The following is a 21,225-nucleotide window of genomic DNA, read 5'->3' on the forward strand; positions in this document are numbered from 1 at the left end:
TGCGGCGCAAGGAAACTGTAACCGGCTGCCATCAATCCGCTTGGCGGATCGGTCGGTCTCGGCTAGATCAGATGACGCGACGATGCGGGCGTAGTTCAATGGTAGAACGGCAGCTTCCCAAGCTGCATACGAGGGTTCGATTCCCTCCGTCCGCTCCAGCACTTAGCCGGGAAATCTTTGAAAGTTTTGCTGGCTGTTTTGCAAAGTTTGTTCATTGTCTGGCCTCCAATTTCCTGATGCGCGCCTTCATCGCTGCGGCGCGACCCACATAGGGTCGGATGATCTTTTCGACGGATTCCTCTTCCCAGGCGAGCGTCTCCGCGATCTCGCGCATGGTGAAGCCGGCGACGTAAAATTTGGTAGCTGCGGTGCCAGCCATCTTGGCGTCGATTTTTGCCTTGTTGAAAAAACTACCGAAGCCGTCAGCGGACCAAGGACGGCTGCAACTAGCGACGGTACTGAGGCCGAAGCGCTGCGCATCCGTCACGGATGCGAATTTCTCTCTGGAGCGGATGACGACGATAGCGAGAACACGTGATGCAATCACTGGATCTTCTGCCGCGCTCACTGCGCTGCGCGTAGGAGTGAATGCCGTTGTGAGTCAGGCCCGTCCCGGCATCCGCATCGGGGTCCTCGCCGAGGGAGGAGTCGTATTCGGTGCCGCCCGCGCCGTGATCGACAGCATGGAGAAGCAAAGCCGTAATTGGTCATGGTCGAACGCGATCTTGATAATTGCTTGAGACGAAAATTCCCCAGAACAAGCGATGCCGATTGGGAAGATAGGCTTGGAGACCGAGGCCCCCTCAGGTCCTTATCTGCAAAAATCACCATGAGATATCGTGGCGCTAATGGACGCGCGGGATGAACCGAAGTCGAGGCGGGCAAAATGAAAGAGGCCGCCTACTGAGGCGGCCTTACTTTATGAACACGAGGGCTGCGACTATCACGACAGGGACTAGCCCAGCCACGATGACGAAGGCGCTATAAAGGTGTTCTTTTGACACGGCAGCTACCCCAGATGAGGGAGCATTTTATGATCCGCCTCCGGGAAAGTCCTGTGCACTTTGTGCCAAAAACCAAATCGGCGGCCGTACTTCTTTGGGTTGAAGTGGCCATCCAATATTTTCATGTTCCCGTCAGTAGGGCCCCTTTTTTGAACTGCGCTATGGCTTCGCCAATTCGGCGTCCGGCATGGGGCTTACGGGCTGGCGCAAAGATCCGTCACGGAAGCCGTGCTCAATGGCGGCGCAATGCTCTGAATCATCGGCGATGATGAGCTTCCTGATGCGGGCTAGGGGGAGTACGTCAGCGTTTATCTCTGCGGTCCTGATAGGTTCACCTCACGCTCAGCCCGAAAAACATTGCTGTGCAGGCTGGCGATCCACTGCCGGCCGCTAGAGGTAACATTGAGATACCGTATCGCAAGCTGAATCTGCGGTGCAACGTTGGTCCAGTAGAACTGTGGAAATTTATAGACGATGTCAGCCGGCGTTGCATAACCAAGCGCTTTATTCAGTCCGATCTCCTCGAACTCATGGAACAGAGCATTTGATTTCCTTATGTAATTGGGATCACCGAGCTGGCCAATCAGATCCGCAGCACGCAACAGCAATCCCTCTTCCTCGTCGAGGTCATCACCTCCTCCGTTTGTTGCATCGATGTAGGGAAAGCGCGTGTATTCGATGGCCCGGGCAATCCGGGCGGCGTCGACTTCCTCCACGGCATGGAGCCTCTCAATCACAAAGAGCTTTGAGCGGTCGACATGGTAGGGTGCGAGCGCGGCATCGGAGGATCCAACCGGCAATTCAATTTTGCGCCCGGTAAGGTCCGCAACATAAGCGCCGTCTTCATCGCCCTGGATGATGCCCCGCACATATCCAATGTCATGGGTCAGGCAGGCCATAATGAAGTTCGCATAGTCGGTTGCGGTGGTCGTCCGTTGCAGCGCGCGGCCCGCCAGAATATCGTTCCCGACCAGCGTAACCAGCATGGTATGCTCGATATTATGATAGAGTGCATCACTATTTCCGATGCACTCCAAAGCTAGCCTGGCGGCAAAGGGCAGCAATTTTATCAGATCGGAATGTGAGGAGCGGAAGCGACCTTCGGTTTCCTGCGCCAGAAACGTGCCAAGGGCTTGCGCTGTCACTTGAGGAATTGTGATCATCTTGGCATCCAGTCCTGCCCAGTTGTTGTCATGATCGTCGGGTCCTCAGCGGTATCCTTCAGCTACAGCATCGCGAAAGCTGTGACTGTCGAAGGATACCAACGCAAACTACCGGCGAGAGCTCTCTGAGAGTTGATCTGAATCAACGCTCTGAAAGCCGGACTCCCGAAGCGTTCGACGTCGAATAGAAATAAGCGCCAGCGGTGCGCTGCCTCACCGAGCGCGGGCTTCATTCTACCCCTTGGCCCGTCGGCGGAACTACATATAGCGTTAGCGCAAAGACTGCGTAAATGAAGATGAGTAGGGCGCCGACGAACCAGGCCGAGCGACCGCTGCTCGTAATGAAGCTCGCTGTCACGGTCGCAATCATGACCATAGTGACGGCGCCGGGCCAGAATTGCAGGCTCATTGGCGACGGTCCGACGACATAGCTGAGTAGCACCAGGGCGGGGGCTACGAACAGCGCAATCTGGGAGGCGCTGCCAAGCGCGATGCTGACGCTCATGTCGAGGCGGTCCTTGCGAGCGGCAGAAAAGGCAACGGCAAACTCGGCAGCGGCCCCGACCATTGAGACGATGATAAAGCCAACGAAGGCCGGGCTCATTCCAAACGTTGCTGCAGCCTTCTGCACCGACTCGACAAAAATCTCACTCACAAGTGCAACCAGCACGGTGACAGCAAGCAGTGTGCCCACCGCAAGGACGATCGGCCAGTGTTCCTCGCCTTCGTCGTGCGCGGCGCTTGCGAATAACTCCTTGTGGGTCTTCAGCGAGAACAGCAGGCCGAGTGCGTAAGCAATGATGAGCAGGATGGCGAGGCCGACGCTGAGCTTCCGCATGACGGTCTCACCCTGCACGAGATCAAGGTCGGCGACTGCCGATGGAGCGAGCAGGGCGACCGTCGCCATCAGTAAGAGACCGGAGTAGAGCCGCGCGCCGGAGCGATTATATTCTTGGACATGGTAGCGCAGGCCGCCAAGGAGCAGACAGGCGCCGAGCATGAAGAGGGCGTTGGTGACAATCGCACCGGCAATTGACGCCTTCACCAGCATGTACTGGCCGGCCTGTAACGCGGTGATCGCAATGATAAGCTCCGTTAAGTTTCCCAGCGTGGCGTTGAGCAACCCGCCGACGGCATCACCGGTCTTGGCGGCAACCGCTTCGGTCGCATGGCTGAGCAGGGCGGCCAGCGGCACGATGGCGAGAACCGAGAGTATGAACAGCAGCGTATGGGAATGCGGCGCTATTGCTTCCACGACCAGCACGACAGGCACGAAGATCAACATCCAAAGCAGTGGTGTGTGCTGGATTTGCTTGAGCAGGGGTTTCATAGCGGTGCCGTCTCCATATTGAACGCGACGGCGGAAACTCCGATCCCATCGCGGGACCGGTATTGATCTAGCTCAACAAGACCTCCTAGGTGAGCTTAAGCACGAGGCTGACGATCTGGGGATCTTTCCGCGGGGCTGCCTTGAAGCCGAACCTGGTGAAGATCTTTCGCATCGCGGTGTTCTCGGGCAGAACTTCTGCGGTCAATTCTTTCAGCCCGGCGTCACGTCCGAGTTTGATGAGGTGCCGCATGAGGATCGAGCCCACGCCGCGTCCCTGCCACCCATCGACTACCATGAACGCCATCTCGGCCTGGCCTGGCTCGGAAACGATATATCGGCAACCACCCACCAGGATATTCCGGCCCGCTTCCTCAGCGCGCGCAGTCAGCGCGACATGATTTTCGAAATCAATGTCCATGAAGAAGGCGCGTTCCTTGTCGGAGAAATGGCGTTTCATAACGAAAAAGCGGCGTTGCAGCGATTGGACGCCGGCCTGTGTGAGCGCGGCGAGCATGTCCGGCTCGTCTTCCGGCCGAAGCGCCAGGATACTCACAAGGCTGCCATCGCGTAACTGCTCTTGCGCGGCGTAGGTGGCAGCATCGGACATGGGAGCTCCGCTGGCATGATCGAGAAACCTGTTCGGCCCAGCGTCAAGCAAAGGGGGGCTGCCGGACGGAGGGTTGATCTGGATCAAGACTACCGGATGTCCGCAGCAGCAACGCTGACGCACCTGAACAGATCAAGGCGCGTTCGTGAAAACACTTCGCCGCGTTTTATCCGGGGACGATGTCATCCAGCTTGTGGTCCGGGTGGGATTGCTGGCGTTACTGGTGATCTGGACGTTCATCGTGATCCGCTCCTTCGTGCCAATTCTGGCTTGGAGCGGTGTCCTTGCAGTCGCCTTCTATCCGGCTTTCAACTGGCTGGCCAAACTGCTCGGTGGCCGTCCCCGAACGGCTGCGACGATCCTCACAATCGTCAATCTTGGAATTGTGATCGGGCCGGCGACTTGGCTGGGTTTGAGCGCGGTGGATGGGGTCAGACAACTCGCCGATGACCTGAGTGCCGGCAATCTGGTCATTCCGTCACCGCCCGAACACATCAAGGAATGGCGTTTCGTCGGGCCCCAGCTGTATGAAATCTGGAGCCGGGCGTTCAGCAATATCAGGACGGTGTTGCGCGAGGTCGCGCCGTATTTGAAACCCTTGGCGGGGACGATGCTCACGCTTGCGGGGAGCGTCGGCGTCGGTACGCTCAAATTTTTGCTGTCCGTGCTTATAGCCGGCTTTCTCTTCCCCTACGGTGCCCAACTGGCCGCAGGCGGAAGGCGTCTTCTTTCCCTCATCGTTCCCGAGCAGAGCGAACATTTGCTGGATTTGGCGGGGGCGACAATCCGCGCCGTCTCTCAGGGCGTGATCGGCGTCGCGGTCTTGCAGGCCCTGCTGGCGGGCATCGGGTTCAAAATGGCCGGCATTCCCAGCGCTGGCCTCCTGGCCTTTGCGGTCATGCTGCTGACCATCATTCAGATCGGCGCAGCAATCGTCATTCTTCCTGTGGTCATCTGGATCTGGATGGACAAGGATTTCACCACGGCACTGCTGTTGACAGTGTTTCTTGGCTTCGTCGGCGTGCTCGACAACATATTGAAACCGCTCGTGATGGGACGCGGACTTACGACGCCGACACTTGTCATCTTCATCGGCGTCATCGGAGGAACTCTTGCACACGGAATTGTTGGCCTCTTTATCGGGCCGATTGTTCTTTCGGTCGCCTGGGAGTTGATGGCGGCATGGATGCGCGAGGATCAATCCAGACCGGCGCCGGGGCTGACTGCGGACCCTTGACCTAGATCAACGATGCCTTGCGCAAAGCCCCTTGAATGACGTGGCGCGACGATGAGGTCGGAACATGTCGAAGGAAGCGTCAAACTTGCTGGGCGGTCCGATGTCCGGGCTCGTTGCTTCGGCGGTGGAATACATGGTCGATGCTGGACAGCGGAGCATGCTGTTCCTGGACGTTATGCGTCAGCGTGGCGATCAGTATCGCGAGCATGTCGCGCAGACCGCACCGCATGTCCTTCAGTATGCAGCCGAATTGATTATCGATGGTCGTGACCTGAACGAGCCTGTGAACTACGCGCTGGTTCGCATCGTTCCGCCCGCGGGCGTTGAAATCGATTTCGAACGACGGCCGTTCATCGTGGTCGATCCTCGTGCAGGTCACGGTCCGGGCATCGGCGGTTTCAAGGCCGACAGTGAAATAGGCGTGGCGATGAAAGCAGGTCACCCCTGCTATTTCATTGGCTTCCTGCCGGAACCGATGCCGGGACAGACCATCGAGCGCATAGCGCGGGCCGAAGCGCAGTTCATCGAGAAGGTCATCGCTCTGCATCCCAAGGCTGACGGCAAGCCTTGCGTCATCGGTAATTGCCAGGCCGGTTGGGCCGTCATGATTTTGGCATCGCTGCGGCCCGAGCTGTTCGGGCCGCTGATCATCGCAGGCGCTCCGCTCGCGTATTGGGAAGGAGTGCACGGAAAATACCCGATGCGCTATTCCGGTGGCCTGATGGGAGGCAGTTGGCTTACCGCGATGACCAGTGATCTCGGTGCCGGAAAATTTGACGGCGCCTGGCTGGTGCAAAATTTCGAGAACCAGAACCCCTCGAACACGCTGTGGACCAAGCAATACAATGTCTATTCCAATATCGATACCGAGGCGGATCGCTATCTTGAGTTCGAGCGTTGGTGGGGCGGCCACGTCAATCTGAATGCTGAAGAAATCCAGTTCATCGTCGACGAGCTTTTCATTGGCAACAACCTCGCCGCGGGCAAGGTCGAGATGTCGGACGGCCGGAAGGTCGACTTGCGCAATATCAGGTCGCCGATCCTGGTGTTCTGCTCCGAGGGCGACAACGTTACGCCGCCGCAGCAAGCGCTGAATTGGATCCTCGATTGCTATGCTGATGTGGATGAGATCAGGGCGTACGGGCAGACGATTGTCTATACGGTTCACCAAAGCATCGGCCATCTGGGGATCTTCGTGTCCGGCGGCGTAGCCAAGAAGGAACATACGGAGTTTTCCAGCAACATCGATCTCATCGATGTATTGCCGCCGGGTCTCTATGAAGCGACCTTTGAAGCCAAGGGGGAGGCGACCGCGAGCGCCGACCTCGTCGTCGGTCAATGGGTGATGCGCTGCGAGGCCCGGACGCTTGATGACATCAGGGCCATGGGCGGTAATTCGCCGGAGGATGAGCGGCGCTTCGCTGCCGCCAAGCGCGTCTCGGAGATGAATCTCGCAGCCTACCGGAAGTATGTTCAACCCTGGCTCAAGAATGCAGTGACGCCGCAGATGGCGGAAATGATGCGCAATTTGCATCCGTTGCGGCTTCAATATGAAGCTTTCAGCAGCAAAAGTCCCTGGATGAGCTGGGTGAAGTCTGCCGCGGACAGCATCGAAGACAATCGCAAGCCGGTCTCCAAAGATAATCCCTTTCTGGCCTTTCAGGAGCAGATGGGGAAGCAGATCGTTCACGCACTGGACGGCTGGCGGGACGCTCAAGAGGCGCTGAGCGAGGCCATGTTCCTCAACATCTATGGGTCGCCGGAATTGCAAGCAGCCCTCGGCATCGACCCGAAGTCCGAGCCGTCGCGCCGCCGGGAAATGTCGGCCGAGCACCGAGCCATGCTCGACAAGAAGATCGCTGAACTCAGGTCCAGGATTGCAGTGGGTGGCCTTCGCGAAGCGACCTTGCGTTCGTTGCTTTATGTTGGCTCTGCGCGGGGAATGGTCGATGAGCGAAGCATCGAGGCGCTGCGCCAGGTTCGGCGCGATCAGGCCGGAGCACAATTAACGCTGTCCGAATTCAAGACTCTGGTGCGCGAGCAGTTCTTCATGCTGTTGCTCGATCCGGAAGGGGCGCTTGCCGCTATTCCGGCGTTGCTGCCTGCGGATCACAATCAAAAGCAGGCGATTTTCGCGGCGATGCGTGAGGTGTTGTCCGCCAGCGGCGAAATCACTGGCGAGCGCGCAGTCAGGCTCGGGCGGATCGCCGGGTTGTTCGGTGTGGAAGCAGGCGGGGTGGGGACGTCAAACGTTACCCATTTCGACCCTGAGGCGAGAGCGTCGTAGGGCAGGTTCAGTCACGGGGAGTGGGAGCAACATCATGTCAGCTGACGCAAGCCAAGCACGATCTCCCAGTAAATATGATCGACTGATCACGGCGGCGAAGGCTGTGCCGCCGGTCCCGACTGTTGTCGTGCATCCTTGCGATGAGACCTCGCTGCGCGGCGCTGTCGATAGTGCGCAAGCAGGCATCATCCGGCCAGTCCTGGTCGGTCCCGCTCAGAAGATCAAGGATACCGCGGAGAAGAGCGGCCTCGCCATCGCGGGCTTCGAGATTGTCGACGCTGCGCATAGCGATGATTCTGCTGCCAAGGGTGTCGAGTTGATTCATGCAGCCAAAGGCGAGATGCTGATGAAAGGCAGCCTGCATACCGACGAACTCATGCGAGCCGTGACGGCAAAAGTCGGCGGCTTGCGCACCAATCGGCGCATCAGCCACGTGTTCGTGATGGACGTTCCGGCCTACGCCGAGACCATTTTTGTCACAGATGCGGCAATCAACATCTTTCCGGATCTCGCAGCCAAGCGGGATATCATTCAAAATGCCATCGATCTCTACAATCAAGCGGGGTTCGGCCAGTCTCCACGCGTGGCGATCCTCTCGGCGGTGGAGACTGTCACCGCCATGATTCCCTCGACGATCGAGGCGGCGGCGCTTTGTAAAATGGCCGACCGCGGCCAGATCACCGGCGGGGTGCTCGACGGCCCATTGGCCTTCGACAATGCCATCGATGTTGAGGCAGCGCGGATCAAGGGCATCAAGTCCGAGGTCGCAGGACGCGCGCAGATACTTGTTGTTCCCGACCTTGAGGCCGGCAACATGCTGGCAAAGAATCTCGCTTACTTCGCCAAGGCTGATGGCGCCGGTATCGTGTTGGGGGCCAGGGTGCCCGTCGTGTTGACGTCGCGTGCGGACACGGCGCGCGCCCGGATGGCGTCCTGCGCCATAGCCTCGCTATACGCGCATGCGAGGCGTCAGCATGCACCAACAGTTTCCGGGTGATAGTCATGGATACAATTCTTGTCGTCAATGCTGGCTCCTCAAGCGTCAAGTTTCAGATTTTCTCGGTTGAGGGAGAGGGGAACTTACAAAGGCGGATCAAGGGCCAGATAGATGGAATCGGCAGCCGCCCGCGGCTACGTGCGAATGGCCAGAACGGCGATCCGATGGCTGATCGTGCTTATCCGATCGAGGCCGTGGCAGATGTACCAGCGGCGATGTCTGTCGCCGGCGCCTGGCTGCGTGACGAGCTGAATATCAACCCAATCGCCGTCGGCCATCGCGTCGTTCATGGCGGACCGGATTATGCAAATCCGGTCTTGATCGACCATGGAGTTGTGGGGCGGCTGGAACGGTACGTCTCTCTGGCTCCCCTGCACCAGCCACATAATCTGGCACCGATCAGGACAATTCTAAACAACTTCCCAACCCTGCCGCAGGTTGCCTGTTTCGACACTGCCTTCCATCGCGATCATGATGCGCTGGCGGACTACTATGCGATCCCGCATCAGCTTCATGCCGAAGGCATCAGGCGCTACGGCTTCCATGGCCTGTCCTACGAGTATATCGCCAAGCGCTTGTCGCAAGTCGCATCGAACGTCGCTGGCGGGCGCGTGATCGTCGCCCATCTCGGTAGCGGTGCATCGATGTGCGCGATCAAGAACGGAAAGAGTGTCGAGAGCACCATGGGCTTTACAGCGCTCGATGGTCTCGCAATGGGAACACGTGCGGGCCAGCTCGATCCGGGCGTCGTGCTCTATCTGATCGCGGAAAAAGGGATGTCCGTCTCCAAAGTGCAGGATTTCCTCTATCGGGATTGCGGTCTGAAAGGACTGTCCGGGGTCAGCAATGACATGCGAGAGCTCCAGACCAGCGGCGATCCGCGCGCTGCATTTGCGGTCGACTATTTCGTCTATCGGGTCGGCCTCCACGCCGGCATGCTGGTGGCCGCGCTGCAGGGCCTCGACGCCTTCGTATTCACCGCCGGGATCGGCGAGAATTCGGCCACGATCCGAGCGCGCATTGCTGAGAGACTGACCTGGCTTGGGGTCACACTCGATGCAAGCGCGAATGCGGCAAATGCCAGCAAGATTTCAGGGGCAGACAGCCGTGTTCCCGTCTTCGTGATTCCCACCGACGAAGAGTTAATGATTGCGCAGCACACCCTGACGCTGCTGATGAATCCGAAAACGCAAAATCAGAAGCGCGAGAGAGTGTCATGACAATTCCGGTATTTCCCGAGACCAGTGTCGCGTTGAAAGGCAAGAAGGGGCTGGTCGTCGGTATTGCCAACGATCAGTCCATCGCGTGGGGCTGCGCCAAGGCATTTCGGGCGCTTGGCGCTGAGGTTGCCGTCACCTATCTGAACGAGAAGGCCAAGAAGCATGTCGAGCCCCTTGCCGTGACACTGGAGTCTCCGATCTTCATGCCGCTCGATGTGATGGTTGAGGGCGAAACCGAGAAGGTGTTTGAACGAATTGGCAAGGAATGGGGCCATCTCGATTTTCTGCTGCACTCCATCGCCTTTTCACCCAAAGGTGCATTGCATGGCCGTGTGGTCGACGTGGACCGTGAGGGCTTTCAGAAGACCATGGACGTGTCCTGCTGGTCGTTCATGCGCATGGCGCATCTGGCCGAGCCTTTGATGAAGAACGGCGGAACGATGTTCACCATGACTTATTACGGCAGCCAGATGGTAGTGAAGAACTACAACGTCATGGGCATCGCGAAGGCGGCGCTTGAGGCCGCGGTGCGTTATATCGCAGCCGAGCTTGGCCCGAAGGGCATTCGCGTGCATGCCATCTCGCCTGGGCCGCTGGCAACGCGTGCGGCATCAGGCATTCCGGAGTTCGATGAATTGATGGACAAGGCCCAGTCGCAGGCACCGGCGCGCAGTCTCGTCAGCATTGACGACGTGGGGAGGGCGACGGCGTTCCTCGCGCTCGATGGCGCCAAGCTGATCACCGGGAGCGTGATGTATATCGATGGCGGCTACCACATCATCGATTGACGTATGGACCCCTGCTTCAGCTGAAGTGCAGGCCGATCACTTCGGCGACGCAGGCCGGGCGCTTGCCGCCCTCGATCTCGATCGTCACCCGATAGTGGGTGCGCAAGCCGTTGGGCGGCACTTCCTCGGCTTCCGCAATGCTGACGCGTCCACGCAACCTTGAACCGGCCGGCACCGGGGAGAGATAGCGAACGCGATCCGCGCCATAGTTCAGCGTGTTCTTCAACCCTTTCAAACCCATCACCGAGCGGATGAACATCGGCGTCAAGCTCAATGACAGCAGGCCGTGAGCAATGGTCTTGCCGCCCGGCATCTCTGCCTCCGCCCGCTCCTGGTCGACATGAATCCATTGTTCGTCGCAGGTTGCTTCCGCAAAAGTGTTGATCCGATCCTGTGTCACCTCGATCCAGTCGCTAACGCCGATCTCCGTACCTACGGCGGCTTTCAGCTCATCGAACCCGTTGAAAATTCGCATCGCGATTCGTTCCTGTGCACGGTTACAGCTTCATTTCAGGGACATTGTCTGGAACAGCGATCTCCGCCTCGGTCACCGCCAGCACCTCGGCGATGCTGACGCCGGGCGCCGTCTCCAGCAAAGTTGCATTGCCGCCGGGAAACGCGATGACTGCCATATCGGTGACAACGAGATCGATCGGCCGCGCCGACGTCAGCGGCAGGTTGCACCTCGCGACGATCTTGGACTTTCCTTTGGCCGCATGCTGCATGGCGACGATGACGCGCTTAGCGCCGCTGACGAGATCCATGGCGCCGCCCATCCCTGGCACCATCTTGCCAGGGATCATCCAGTTGGCGAGGCGCCCGCCGGCATCGACCTGCAGACCGCCGAGCACGGTGAGATCAACATGACCGCCTCGGATCAAGCCGAACGACATCGCGCTGTCGAAGGTGGCGGCGCCGGGCAGGGCGCTGATCGGCTTGCCGCCGGCATCAGTCAGCAGAGGATGGGCCATGCCTTGCTCCGGGATGGGACCGGTGCCGATCAGGCCGTTCTCGGACTGAAAGTAAACGTGCAGGCCCGCTGGCACGTAGTTAGCCACCAGTGTCGGAATGCCGATGCCGAGATTGACGAGGTTGCCAGGTCGAAGCTCCTGCGCCACGCGGCGGGCGATGATGGTTTGCGCATCCATGGATCACCCGTTCGCAACGAGATAATCGACCAGGGGGCCAGGAGTCATGACATGGTCAGGCGCGATCACGCCGACCGGAACAATATGTTCGGCGGTGACGATCACGGTATCCGCAGCCATCGCCATGACCGGATTGAAGTTACGTGCCGTGAGGGCGTAGGAAAGGTTGCCGGCGTAGTCGGCGAGAAATGCCTGCACCAATGCAAAATCCGCGCGCAGCGCGGTTTCCAGCAAGTATATCTTCCCGCCGACATCGATCCTCTGCTTGCCTTCCTCGACGAGCGTACCGACGCCTGTTGGCGTGAGTACGCCGCCAAGCCCACAGCCGCCAGCGCGAATGCGCTCGACGAAAGTGCCCTGCGGGATGAGATCGACGGTGATCTGCTTGCCCAGCATTTGTTGCTGGGCTTTCGGATTGAGCCCAATATGGGTCCCGATCATGTGGGTCACGTGTGCGCCGTCAAACAGCTTTCCAACGCCTTTTCCAGGTGTGGCCGCGTCATTGCTGATGAGAGAAAGATTCGATTTCCTCTGCCGTACCAGCTCGTCGAGAAGGCGCTCAGGCGTGCCGACACCCATGAACCCGCCGACCATGATGCTTGCACCGGCCGGGATCACCGCAATGGCTTCTTCCAGGGAAACGGCCTTCATGAGGAGGCTCCGGTCGACAGGCGATCAAGAAAAGGCGACCATGACGAAGTGTTGGTCCATCAACCCGGCGCTCCTTTGATCTGCGTCAAGACTTCTGATCATTTCCTTCGCGAATGGAAATGCCAACGCTCTTGAGGGCATTCGCCCATAGCTCGCGAACCTGGGTATGTCGCTGTTCGAGGGCGACGCTCACGGGATCGCGAAAGGGCGCAAGGTTCGGGCCCTTCAAAAGAAGAATCTGCGCCTGCAGCAGGCGGCCGCTTTCAAGTTCAATACGGCGCAGCGCCGTGACGAACGGATCATGCGCCTTGGCATCGACCGGCAGGAGGGCCGCCGGGCGGATGCCAGCATGTATGGCATGTGCGCGGGCGGCGAGATCACCCGCCAGCGCCAGGGGTGGATCGGGAATGCCTTCGATTGGCTTTGGCAGCCATGTTGTTTCCCAGGATCCCACCAGATAGCTCAGGGCAAGATCGGGAGTCCACGATGTCGCACGCAGCAACAGGGAAACGATCTCGGTTTCGCGATAAAACTGCGCGTTCAATTCGGTTTGCCAGGCGGAGTCCAGCTTGAGCGGCAAGGCAAACGCGAACTGCCGCGCCAGCGCGCCATGGGCCGAGACCAAGAATGCGGCCACGCGCGTCTGCTGATGCGGGGGCACGCAGCCATTGGTATCGAGTGGCCCGAAGAACCCGCTCATCGCATCGTTCCCTGCACCGGAATTGCACGCAGATGGTCGTAGCCGGCGGGAAACGGCATAATCTCGCCACCGGCTTCCTCCGGCGCAACATGGACAGACTTTTTGCCTTGCCAGCGACCTGCCAGCACATCCTCCGCAAAGCGTGCGAGCAGGTCGGCGGTGAGTGCTGGCTTCTCGAGCGTGAAGGCGTGATAAGCGCGCGGAATGATCGTGAGCGAGCTATCGGGAATGTGGATACGCAGGGTTTCGTGAAGCGCGCGTGGCGTCAGAAAGTCGAATTCGCCATTCAGGATCATCGTCGGCACGCCGATACGATGTAGTTGCGACGTCAGCGGCTGGAAATCGAGGAAGGATTCCATCAGGTTCTGCAGTGCGTAGACGTCATTGATCAGCCAGCCCTGCCTCTTGACCTTGTCGAGCGTTTCGAGAACCGGCTGCAGCCATTGGTCGCTGACATTCATGGGCAGCAGCAAGTCCTGAAGATAGCTTGTGCCGCCAAGGATCAATCCGGTGCGCAGGGCATTGCCAAGTAGATAGAGTTGAGGCGGGAGCTCCGCAAAACAGCTCATTGGCACGAGGCCGGCGAGCCGCTGGCTGTGTTCGATGGCATAGCGTAGTGCGATGAGACCGCCGAAGCTGATACCTCCGAGAAAAACGGGGCCCTTACCCAGTTCTTCGATCAGAAGGTGGAGTGCAGCGACGTGATCGTCCTGACGGATGAAAAGCGCGGGCTTATCGGACGCACCCTGGCCAAGCAGATCGAACGTCGCAACGCGGAAGCGCCTTGCGACCAGCGCGTCGCGATAGGCAGTCCATAGTTCGGCGTATTGGGTCAGCCCGTTGACCAGAACGTAGACGGGTGCGTCCTCCGGGCCGTCAAGTTCATAGCGTATCCGATACGTACCATACTTCAGGAACGGCATTGCGCTGACCGGTTGGCGATTTGATCGCTGCGATACTCAACTCCCGAAAGTCGATTCCATTGAGCTAGATCAAGCCTTTCCGGGAAGTCTCGCCGAACACTTTTACGAAACGCCATTGGGAGGATGCGGTCATGACCGGGGCAGACGCCACGAAACGTTGTGCTGTCAGTCTGATCATACTGCTCGTCGGCACAGCGATAGCGACCGCACAGCCCTTCACGCGTCGCTCGTCGCAAGTCCAGCATGATGGATTGAAGAAATACTACGAGATATCAAACTTCCGGCTGGGCGGTAAGTATGACCTCAACGACCACGCCAAGTGGGAAGACGGCGGCGAGGGTGGAGTCACGCTGGAGTCGCTCGGTGGTGGTAAGCTACGCACGGCCTATGTCGCAGTCGGAAACCCGCGCCGCAATGCCGCCGGTGAGATCACCAATGCGGTGGTCATAAATTCCTACTATTCCGGCGACTCTACCGACATGTATGAGCAATGGGTCAAGGGCGCCGCGCTATCAGGCGGCGTGCCTATCATTGGTCCCGGACGACCGATCGATACCGACCGTTACTATGTCATTATGGTCGATCCGTTGGGCACTTGGGGCGCCAGCAAACCTTCGGACGGCCTTGGTATCAAATTTCCGCAGTACAGCTACTTTGACATGGTGCAGGCCAACTATCGGATGTTGCGCGATCATTTGAAGGTCGTGCGCGTGGCGCTGGTCGCCGGCGTCTCGATGGGGGGCACGCAGACTTATGTTTGGGGCGTGCTGCATCCCGAATATATCGGTGCGCTGATGCCGATTGGCGGTACGACGCAGTCTGACGCCGGGGATCCAGTCGGCAACTGGACGTTCCAGCTCATGACGGCCGCTATCCAGTCCGACCCGGTCTGGCAATCGACCAAGGGCGATTACTATAAGCTACCGAAGGAGAAACACCCGCTGCCGGGCATGGCCTTCGGCTGGTCGGTTCTTGGTCTGACCGGCTATGATTTCGGCTACAGGACAAACCAGAGTTTCGCGTCGGGAAGTTTTCTACTGGGACCCGCCGAATGAGAAAGCCGGTCTCAACGTGAATAACCGCTCTAAACTATATGATGCGGTGGATCTGGTCTGGCGCAACCGTATCGGCGAAACCTACAATATCAATGAGAACCTCGGGCGCATTCAGGCTCGCACGTTGGTGATGCATATCACCAACGACCTCTGGCTGAATTTCAAGCTTGCCCAGCGCGCCGTCGATCGCGTTCCGGGCGCAGACCTTATCTCCGAGGAGAGCCCGGTTGCTCACTACGGTGTGTTTCCGATCATCAACAATCGGAAGAACGATCCGAAATTCGTCGCGTTCATGGACGACGTGGCGAGCCTCGACCGGGCGCAGCAGTTCGTCGACAAGAATTATCGTATCCCTCGGGTTGCCGAAAATATCGACAAAACAAAATCGTTCTGGAAGGACTACGTGATCTATCCCTATCCGGTCAAATATGCGACCGCGAAGGACAAGCGTGGGACGTCCTGGCAGATCGGCTACATGGACGAATATGCCGGTACGGACAGGGATCCGAAGGTCCTTGTCATCATTCACGGCAAGGGCGCTTTCGGCGGGCACTACGGCAATATCATGCAATATGCCTTGCGCAGTGGCGTGCGCGTGATCGTGCCCGATTTGCCTCATTATGGCATGTCCGGGCCCGGCAATCTCGACAAGAGCCCGGCGCGCAGCATGCAGGATATGCGCGAGGTGATCTATGATCTCGTCGTCAACCAGCTCAACGTCAAGAAGGCGCATTACCTTGGCCACTCTCTCGGCGGCCAGTTCGTGATGGGCTACGCCCTGACCTGGCCGGATGCGGTGCAAAGTCTTGCGCTCGAGGCGCCTTCCGGTCTTGAGGAATATCCGCGCGACATCACGGTCGCCAAGGACAAGAAGGCGCGTCTGTTCGACGAATCCTTCGGCCGTGACTTCGCCAAGTGGAAGCAGGCATGGGATCAGACCGGGATCCTGGCCGCAGAGATCGCCCGGCCAGAGGAGGGCATCCGCGATTTCTTCTACTTCAAGAAGCGTGACCCGGAGACCGGGGCCGTATCAGCTGCGAAGAGCGGTTACTTCTTCAGCGACAGTGAATATGCCCGCTTGCATACCGAGCAGCGCGTCGGCTTGACCAAGGGGAACCCGAAGGAGCTCGAACAATGGTGCAACGTCTTCATCTTCGATATCTACACGATAGGTGCGGAGCTGCAGCAGGATGACCCGAAGAACCTTTACGAACGGCTGACCGAGGTCAAGGCGCCGATCTTCCTTGCGTTCGGCGACAAGGAGCCGTTTATCCCGACACCTGCCTTTAACGGCTTGACCGACCTCGGCCGCGATGTGATCACGCCGTTCATGTCGCGGATGACGAACGCCGGCAACCGGCCGATGCTCAAGATCTATCCGGAGACCGGACATTTCATTCACACGGACAATCCGGTTGAATATTCCGCCGACGTGGTGGACTTCGTGACGAAGGGAAAGGTCGATACCAGTTCGCCGCTCGGGACCGATCGCATGATCAGGGGCGCCGTTGCGTCGGTGCTCCCGGTGGCGCCGACACCGCCCGGTGCAGCCCCGACCGCTGGTCTGAACAAATAGGTCCGCCCTATGCCAAGGGTGCAGGCGGGCGAGGTTTCACTGGGCTGGCGCGAATGGGGAGCAGGCGACGTAACCGTGGTCTTTATCCACGGCAATCTCGCCAGCAAGGACTGGATTGAGCTCGCCGCGCCTTTGTTTCCGTGCGGACTGCGCGTGATTGGAATCGATTGGCGCGGTTGCGGCGACAGCGACCGGCCGGAGCCTGCGAGCGATTACAGGAACTACTCCATGCAGCAGCACGCCGAGGATATGCTCGCCGCGCTCGATACGCTGCGCATCAAGTTCTGCCATCTTGCAACCCATTCGACTGGTGGCATCATTGCCGCGCGGATGTTGTTGATGCAGCCGGAGCGCTTCGGGCGGATATTTGCTCTCGATCCGGTGACACCGATCGGCATGGCCTTCAACAGTGATCAGCTCAGCCTTTTCCGGGCAATGATGGCGAGCAAGCAACTCACACGCACGGTGATGGCCACCGCAGCGTCCTCGCTATTCCTGCCGGAGAGCATGGCACCCAACGCGATCCCACGGTTCCGCGAGGGGACCGGTGAAATCCAGGCGCTGTTCGACCGGATCGTCGAGCAGACATTTGGTGTGTCTGAAGGCATCTGGATCGGGACGCCTGTCAATCTCAACCGGGAGAAGGAAAGCGGAGAGCTGGAGCGCCGGATGCCCGAAATCCGGCACGCGCATCTGGTGCTCTGGGGCGAACGCGACGGGTGGATTCCATTGCCCGATCTACGGACCATGGCAGCGACAATGCCGGATTGCCGGCTCGTCGTCGTGCCAGGGATCGGACATTCGATGAATCTGGAGGTGCCGGCGCTATATGCCGGTTACTTCGGCGCCTGGTTCGGTGCTCTCCAATAGCGGCGGGCTTATCGTAGATTGGTAGAGTTATGGCGATTCAGTTTTTTGTCGGCTCGATCGTAACCGTGATCACGATCATGATCCACGCGCTGGTGACTGTTGGCGCCGTGGGCATCGCGCGCAAAGCCGGGTTGCGGCACACCGTGCGACCGAAATTTCACCTGATGGCCGTGATGGTCGAGGTAGCAGCTGTGCTAATGATTGCGCACACGCTGGAAATGCTTGCCTGGGCGTTGGCCTACGCAATAGTGGGGGCAACCCCGGAAGGGAGCGATCTACTTTATTTCGCTTTTGTGAATTACACGACTCTTGGCTACGGCGACATTACACCGGTGCAGGCCTGGCGGCTGATCGGGCCGATGACCGCCATGAACGGCATACTGATGTTTGGCTGGTCAGCGGCAGTCCTGTTCGAAGTGCTGCAAAAGACACTGGATCATCTCGCCAAAATCGGTGCCCGCGGTTTCAGTTTTGAAGATCGAGGCTAGCGAGCCGACTTCGGTCCATGAGCACGATCTGCCGTTGGGTGTTGCCGACAAAGCCAAGGGTGCCGAGTTCATGCAGCCGAGACAATACGCGTGAAACAGTTTCCAGCGTCAGGCCGAGATAATCGGCGATGTCGCGGCGCGACATCGGCAGTGCCATAATGCCAGCGGCCGTCAACCGCTTGTCCATTTCAAGCAGAAACGCGGCGACCCGTTCCAGCGAAGTCTTGCGGCCGAGCAGAAGCATGTGGTCTTCCGCATGTTGCAGGTTACTTGTGGTCATGTTGAGCAGATTGCGGGCGACCATGGTGTCGCTCTCGGCGACAATCTCCAAACTTTGTCGCTTGATGAGGCGAACGGTGGTGTCGACAATCGCTTCCGCTGTGAACCGGTGCTCACCACCGTTTTCCAACCCGAAAATATCGCCGGCGAGGTGAAATGCGCCGATCTGCCGACGCCCATCGGACAGAAGCTTGTAGCTTCGCACCGCGCCAGATTTTACTTGGTAGACGTATTCTGCAGGCTCCTTCTCGCCGTAGATTTCAGAGCGCTTCTTATACGTGAATTCGTTCAGACTGACGATGGGATTAGATTCGCTATCCATGCCGAGTTCACGGAGAGAGTTTGGGCGAGGTGTTGAGCTCATTGTCGTGCGAGCAAACATGGTCCACTCCCCACTTTTACTAAATGACTTTCCCTCAATTCTGCACTGCGACAAAAGCACCCTGCTTTTGCCGCTCGCGCTGAAGTAGATTTAAGAATAAGCTGGAACCTGCGACCATTGTCTCAAGGTTCATTGCACCAAAGAGCAACATAACGGTGCGTAATATAGTGCCGAGGATGGAAGATGGCGCCTCATCACGACTGCATATTTCGATCTCGGAATGCGTTCGGTCCATCTTCGATATCGTATGAACAGTGACGCATCGATGAGAAGGTCTGGCGCGCTGCGTAAGACGTTCGGCCGGAACCAATGCCTTAGCAGCGCTTTTCCGCCATATTGATCGGAGTTCGAGTAAAATGCCGGGCCTCGTTCACGTCGTAGACGACGATGTTTCATATCGAACCGCGATCGAGCGGCGGCTGAAAGTAGCCGGGTATGAAGTAGCCACATACGCATCAGCGACAGAGTTGCTGGATCAATTGCCGTTCACCGTGAGGCCAGGGTGCATTCTGCTCGATATACAGATGCCCGGGTTGAGCGGTCCGGAGTTACAAAGCCAATTGATTGAGCGGGGGTTCAGCATGCCGATCGTGTTCGTCACCGCGCACGTCGATGCGGCAACGATTGTGCAGGCTATCAAGGCTGGTGCGGAAGATTTTTTGACGAAGCCAGTGACGTCGCAGCAGTTGATCGATGCGATCGAGCGGGCACTGCAGCGTTTGGAGGTGGAAAGCGGGCAACGTAGTGAGCTCGCGTCATTTCGCAGCCTCTTGTTATCCCTCACGCCGCGGGAATGGCAGGTGTTCGACTTGATGGTACGGGGTAAAATCAACAAGCAGATCGCCTATGAGCTAGGAACAACCGAGCGCACGATAAAGGCGCACCGCCATCAGGTCATGGAGAAGATGCAAGTCGTTTCGTTTGCTGAGCTTGTTTCCGTCGCCGAAAGACTTGGTATGCGGGGATGAAAGAAGTGCCGATCTCTGTCTAATTGCGGATTCCAGTGTGTTCATTCGTCGATATCTTGTTCAAACGTTTGGGCCGGAGCGCCCTTGTAAACGGCAGAAAACGGGCTGAGCGGTACTGACGTGGTGAGTAGCAGGAGGCTCGAATCCACGAATTGCAGCCGCAGGATCCGCCCCTGCTTCATCTCTTTGATCAGTGGGGAAGGGGCCTTGGCGCCAGCGATACAGGCGTTTGTCAGGCACCAGGTGTAGGGAAAACGGTAAGGCTTGCCTTGGTCGATTACGAGTTCGACCGGATTCGGCAGGTACATTCCGACTGGAGAGAATATCTGTATCCGCCTGGCGGTATCGCCTTCGCGCTCGGTGATGTCGAGCCGGACAGCCATTTGACCGGTAGAAAAGATTCCAGTGATCGATGTGCGGCAAAGCACCTTTGCCCCGCCTGGCTTGAAGCAGACTTTTTTCCAATCCCCAAAAGTAACGTCCTTCACGTCGCGCCGACCGCGGGGGCTTATTTCTGTCCCTGTAAGGGCGGGCAGCGGGCCCGGTTGAGACGCTACGGATTGACTGAATACAATGTTCGTCGATGCGGCAAGAAGCAGTGCTGCCATTAGATACCCTTCATGGCTGCGGTGCCGCTCGTTGCGGTGCGATCCTGTCACATCTGTTCTCCGGCGTCGGCCGTCTTATTTCCGGCTATCCAAAAACGTCGCCACCAGCGGCGACCAGATCGGAATAGCTTCCGGTGAGCCTATGAAGAAATGTCCCTCGTTTCCGAACGGTGGCATCAGATGATATTCGGCTTGACCACCAGCTGCGGTGAAGGCCGCATGCATGCGCTTTGATAGCGCAGGGCCGAAGAACGTATCGTTCTCGATATAGATCCACAGCATCGGGATCCGTGACGTGCGACCGAAATTTGCCGTAGCCTCGACGAGCCTGTCCGGTGCGCAGTTGTTGTTTGGCTTGCCGTCAACACGGCCACCGCGGCCGGCTGCAAAGGTGATAATCGCTTTGACTTGCGATGGATTGACACTCGATAGAGCGATAGAGGCCCAGCCGCCGGCGGATTGCCCAACGACGATGACATCATTCGGCACGATCTGTTTTTCGGTGGTCAGATAATCGATAATCCAGAGATCTACTTTGGCGACCGCAAGGCCGGCATCGCGGAAATTGGGATTCGTACATTTGCCGACCTTGGAGAAGAATGGACCGAAGATCCCATGCTCGGGAATATCGATGGCCGACGCGCCATATCCGCTTCCGACTGGTGCCACCACAAGGTAACCTCGCCTTGCAAACCATTTGGCCGCATCGCGAAATTCGACGAGTGGAAAAAAGCTGCGGTCAGTTGGGTTGAGAGCGACGCCGTGGTTCATGATCACGAGTGGAAACGGGCCGGTGCCTGCCGGGCGGACCAGGTAAGAAAACATCGGCATCGGCAGCGGCAGAACCCAGAGTTCCTCCTGAATGCGCGCAGCATCAGGTGTTTCCGCGGCTTGCGTCGACTCCGCGGAGGCGACGAACACAAGAACCGCCATCACGATGATCC

The 21,225-nt window shown here is 58.4% G+C and carries 20 protein-coding genes, 1 tRNA gene and 1 pseudogene; 10 read left to right on the top strand and 12 right to left on the bottom strand.

From position 1 onward, the window contains the following. Nucleotides 1-84: 84 nt before the first annotated feature. Nucleotides 85-158, top strand: a tRNA-Gly gene (locus tag RSO67_RS19855). 53 nt (nucleotides 159-211) lie between these two features. Here the strand turns inward: RSO67_RS19855 and RSO67_RS19860 are convergent. From RSO67_RS19860 to RSO67_RS19875, 4 genes are all read right to left on the bottom strand, one after another. Continuing rightward, nucleotides 212-547: a hypothetical protein gene (locus tag RSO67_RS19860; protein WP_315840242.1), complete on the bottom strand. Its 336-nt coding sequence runs from the start codon at nucleotides 545-547 to the stop codon at nucleotides 212-214. Between the two features lie 765 nt (nucleotides 548-1,312). Further along, nucleotides 1,313-2,167: a metal-dependent phosphohydrolase gene (locus tag RSO67_RS19865; protein WP_315840243.1), complete on the bottom strand. Its 855-nt coding sequence runs from the start codon at nucleotides 2,165-2,167 to the stop codon at nucleotides 1,313-1,315. A 229-nt stretch (nucleotides 2,168-2,396) separates the two neighbouring features. Then, nucleotides 2,397-3,497, bottom strand: coding sequence for a calcium/proton exchanger (cax, locus tag RSO67_RS19870; protein WP_315840244.1), 1,101 nt, complete (start codon nucleotides 3,495-3,497; stop codon nucleotides 2,397-2,399). Nucleotides 3,498-3,582: 85 nt separating this feature from the next. Beyond that, the gene (locus RSO67_RS19875; protein ID WP_315840245.1) at nucleotides 3,583-4,104 is read right to left on the bottom strand and encodes a GNAT family N-acetyltransferase; all 522 of its coding nucleotides are present in this window, start codon (nucleotides 4,102-4,104) and stop codon (nucleotides 3,583-3,585) included. 145 nt (nucleotides 4,105-4,249) lie between these two features. Here RSO67_RS19875 and RSO67_RS19880 point away from each other — a divergent pair, with 145 nt between their 5' ends. The 5 genes from RSO67_RS19880 (at nucleotide 4,250) to fabI (ending at nucleotide 10,633) form a co-directional block, all read left to right on the top strand. Beyond that, nucleotides 4,250-5,341 (top strand): AI-2E family transporter, encoded by a 1,092-nt coding sequence (locus RSO67_RS19880; protein ID WP_315840246.1) that lies wholly within the window; start codon nucleotides 4,250-4,252, stop codon nucleotides 5,339-5,341. 64 nt (nucleotides 5,342-5,405) lie between these two features. Then, nucleotides 5,406-7,628: a DUF3141 domain-containing protein gene (locus RSO67_RS19885; protein ID WP_315840247.1), complete on the top strand. Its 2,223-nt coding sequence runs from the start codon at nucleotides 5,406-5,408 to the stop codon at nucleotides 7,626-7,628. 34 nt (nucleotides 7,629-7,662) lie between these two features. Then, nucleotides 7,663-8,625: a phosphate acetyltransferase gene (locus RSO67_RS19890; RefSeq protein WP_315840248.1), complete on the top strand. Its 963-nt coding sequence runs from the start codon at nucleotides 7,663-7,665 to the stop codon at nucleotides 8,623-8,625. Nucleotides 8,626-8,630: 5 nt separating this feature from the next. After that, nucleotides 8,631-9,845 (top strand): acetate/propionate family kinase, encoded by a 1,215-nt coding sequence (locus RSO67_RS19895; RefSeq protein WP_315840249.1) that lies wholly within the window; start codon nucleotides 8,631-8,633, stop codon nucleotides 9,843-9,845. Then, complete coding sequence (gene fabI / locus RSO67_RS19900; protein ID WP_315840250.1) at nucleotides 9,842-10,633, top strand: enoyl-ACP reductase FabI; 792 nt, start codon at nucleotides 9,842-9,844, stop codon at nucleotides 10,631-10,633. The genes RSO67_RS19895 and fabI overlap by 4 nt, the downstream gene beginning before the upstream one ends. A gap of 16 nt (nucleotides 10,634-10,649) precedes the next feature. Here fabI and RSO67_RS19905 read toward each other — a convergent pair whose 3' ends face one another. From RSO67_RS19905 to RSO67_RS19925, 5 genes are all read right to left on the bottom strand, one after another. Continuing rightward, nucleotides 10,650-11,108 (bottom strand): MaoC family dehydratase, encoded by a 459-nt coding sequence (locus RSO67_RS19905; RefSeq protein ID WP_315840251.1) that lies wholly within the window; start codon nucleotides 11,106-11,108, stop codon nucleotides 10,650-10,652. 22 nt (nucleotides 11,109-11,130) lie between these two features. Then, nucleotides 11,131-11,781: a 3-oxoacid CoA-transferase subunit B gene (locus RSO67_RS19910; RefSeq protein ID WP_315840252.1), complete on the bottom strand. Its 651-nt coding sequence runs from the start codon at nucleotides 11,779-11,781 to the stop codon at nucleotides 11,131-11,133. 3 nt (nucleotides 11,782-11,784) lie between these two features. Next, complete coding sequence (locus RSO67_RS19915; protein ID WP_315840253.1) at nucleotides 11,785-12,432, bottom strand: 3-oxoacid CoA-transferase subunit A; 648 nt, start codon at nucleotides 12,430-12,432, stop codon at nucleotides 11,785-11,787. A gap of 85 nt (nucleotides 12,433-12,517) precedes the next feature. Next, entirely contained in the window at nucleotides 12,518-13,132 is a 615-nt protein-coding gene (locus tag RSO67_RS19920) for a hypothetical protein (protein WP_315840254.1), read from the bottom strand. Beyond that, complete coding sequence (locus tag RSO67_RS19925; protein ID WP_315840255.1) at nucleotides 13,129-14,055, bottom strand: alpha/beta hydrolase; 927 nt, start codon at nucleotides 14,053-14,055, stop codon at nucleotides 13,129-13,131. The genes RSO67_RS19920 and RSO67_RS19925 overlap by 4 nt, the downstream gene beginning before the upstream one ends. A 131-nt stretch (nucleotides 14,056-14,186) precedes the next feature. Here RSO67_RS19925 and RSO67_RS19930 point away from each other — a divergent pair. The 3 genes and pseudogenes from RSO67_RS19930 to RSO67_RS19940 all read left to right on the top strand — a co-directional run bounded on the left by RSO67_RS19930 (nucleotide 14,187) and on the right by RSO67_RS19940 (nucleotide 18,044). Beyond that, nucleotides 14,187-16,686: pseudogene (locus tag RSO67_RS19930) on the top strand (alpha/beta hydrolase). Between the two features lie 9 nt (nucleotides 16,687-16,695). Then, nucleotides 16,696-17,556, top strand: coding sequence for an alpha/beta hydrolase (locus RSO67_RS19935; RefSeq protein WP_315840256.1), 861 nt, complete (start codon nucleotides 16,696-16,698; stop codon nucleotides 17,554-17,556). 29 nt (nucleotides 17,557-17,585) lie between these two features. Next, complete coding sequence (locus tag RSO67_RS19940) at nucleotides 17,586-18,044, top strand: potassium channel family protein (RefSeq protein ID WP_315840257.1); 459 nt, start codon at nucleotides 17,586-17,588, stop codon at nucleotides 18,042-18,044. Here RSO67_RS19940 and RSO67_RS19945 read toward each other — a convergent pair. Continuing rightward, complete coding sequence (locus tag RSO67_RS19945; protein WP_315840258.1) at nucleotides 18,022-18,705, bottom strand: helix-turn-helix domain-containing protein; 684 nt, start codon at nucleotides 18,703-18,705, stop codon at nucleotides 18,022-18,024. The genes RSO67_RS19940 and RSO67_RS19945 overlap by 23 nt on opposite strands. A gap of 356 nt (nucleotides 18,706-19,061) precedes the next feature. Between RSO67_RS19945 and RSO67_RS19950 the strand changes: the two genes are divergently transcribed. Continuing rightward, entirely contained in the window at nucleotides 19,062-19,673 is a 612-nt protein-coding gene (locus RSO67_RS19950) for a response regulator transcription factor (protein ID WP_315840259.1), read from the top strand. Nucleotides 19,674-19,714: 41 nt separating this feature from the next. Here RSO67_RS19950 and RSO67_RS19955 read toward each other — a convergent pair whose 3' ends face one another. Further along, nucleotides 19,715-20,281: an invasion associated locus B family protein gene (locus RSO67_RS19955; protein WP_315840260.1), complete on the bottom strand. Its 567-nt coding sequence runs from the start codon at nucleotides 20,279-20,281 to the stop codon at nucleotides 19,715-19,717. 75 nt (nucleotides 20,282-20,356) lie between these two features. Further along, nucleotides 20,357-21,214: an alpha/beta hydrolase family protein gene (locus tag RSO67_RS19960; protein WP_410001900.1), complete on the bottom strand. Its 858-nt coding sequence runs from the start codon at nucleotides 21,212-21,214 to the stop codon at nucleotides 20,357-20,359. Nucleotides 21,215-21,225 lie beyond the last annotated feature (11 nt).

Origin of the sequence: Tardiphaga sp. 709, assembly GCF_032401055.1 — a bacterium.
In the GTDB taxonomy this organism is placed as follows: domain Bacteria; phylum Pseudomonadota; class Alphaproteobacteria; order Rhizobiales; family Xanthobacteraceae; genus Tardiphaga.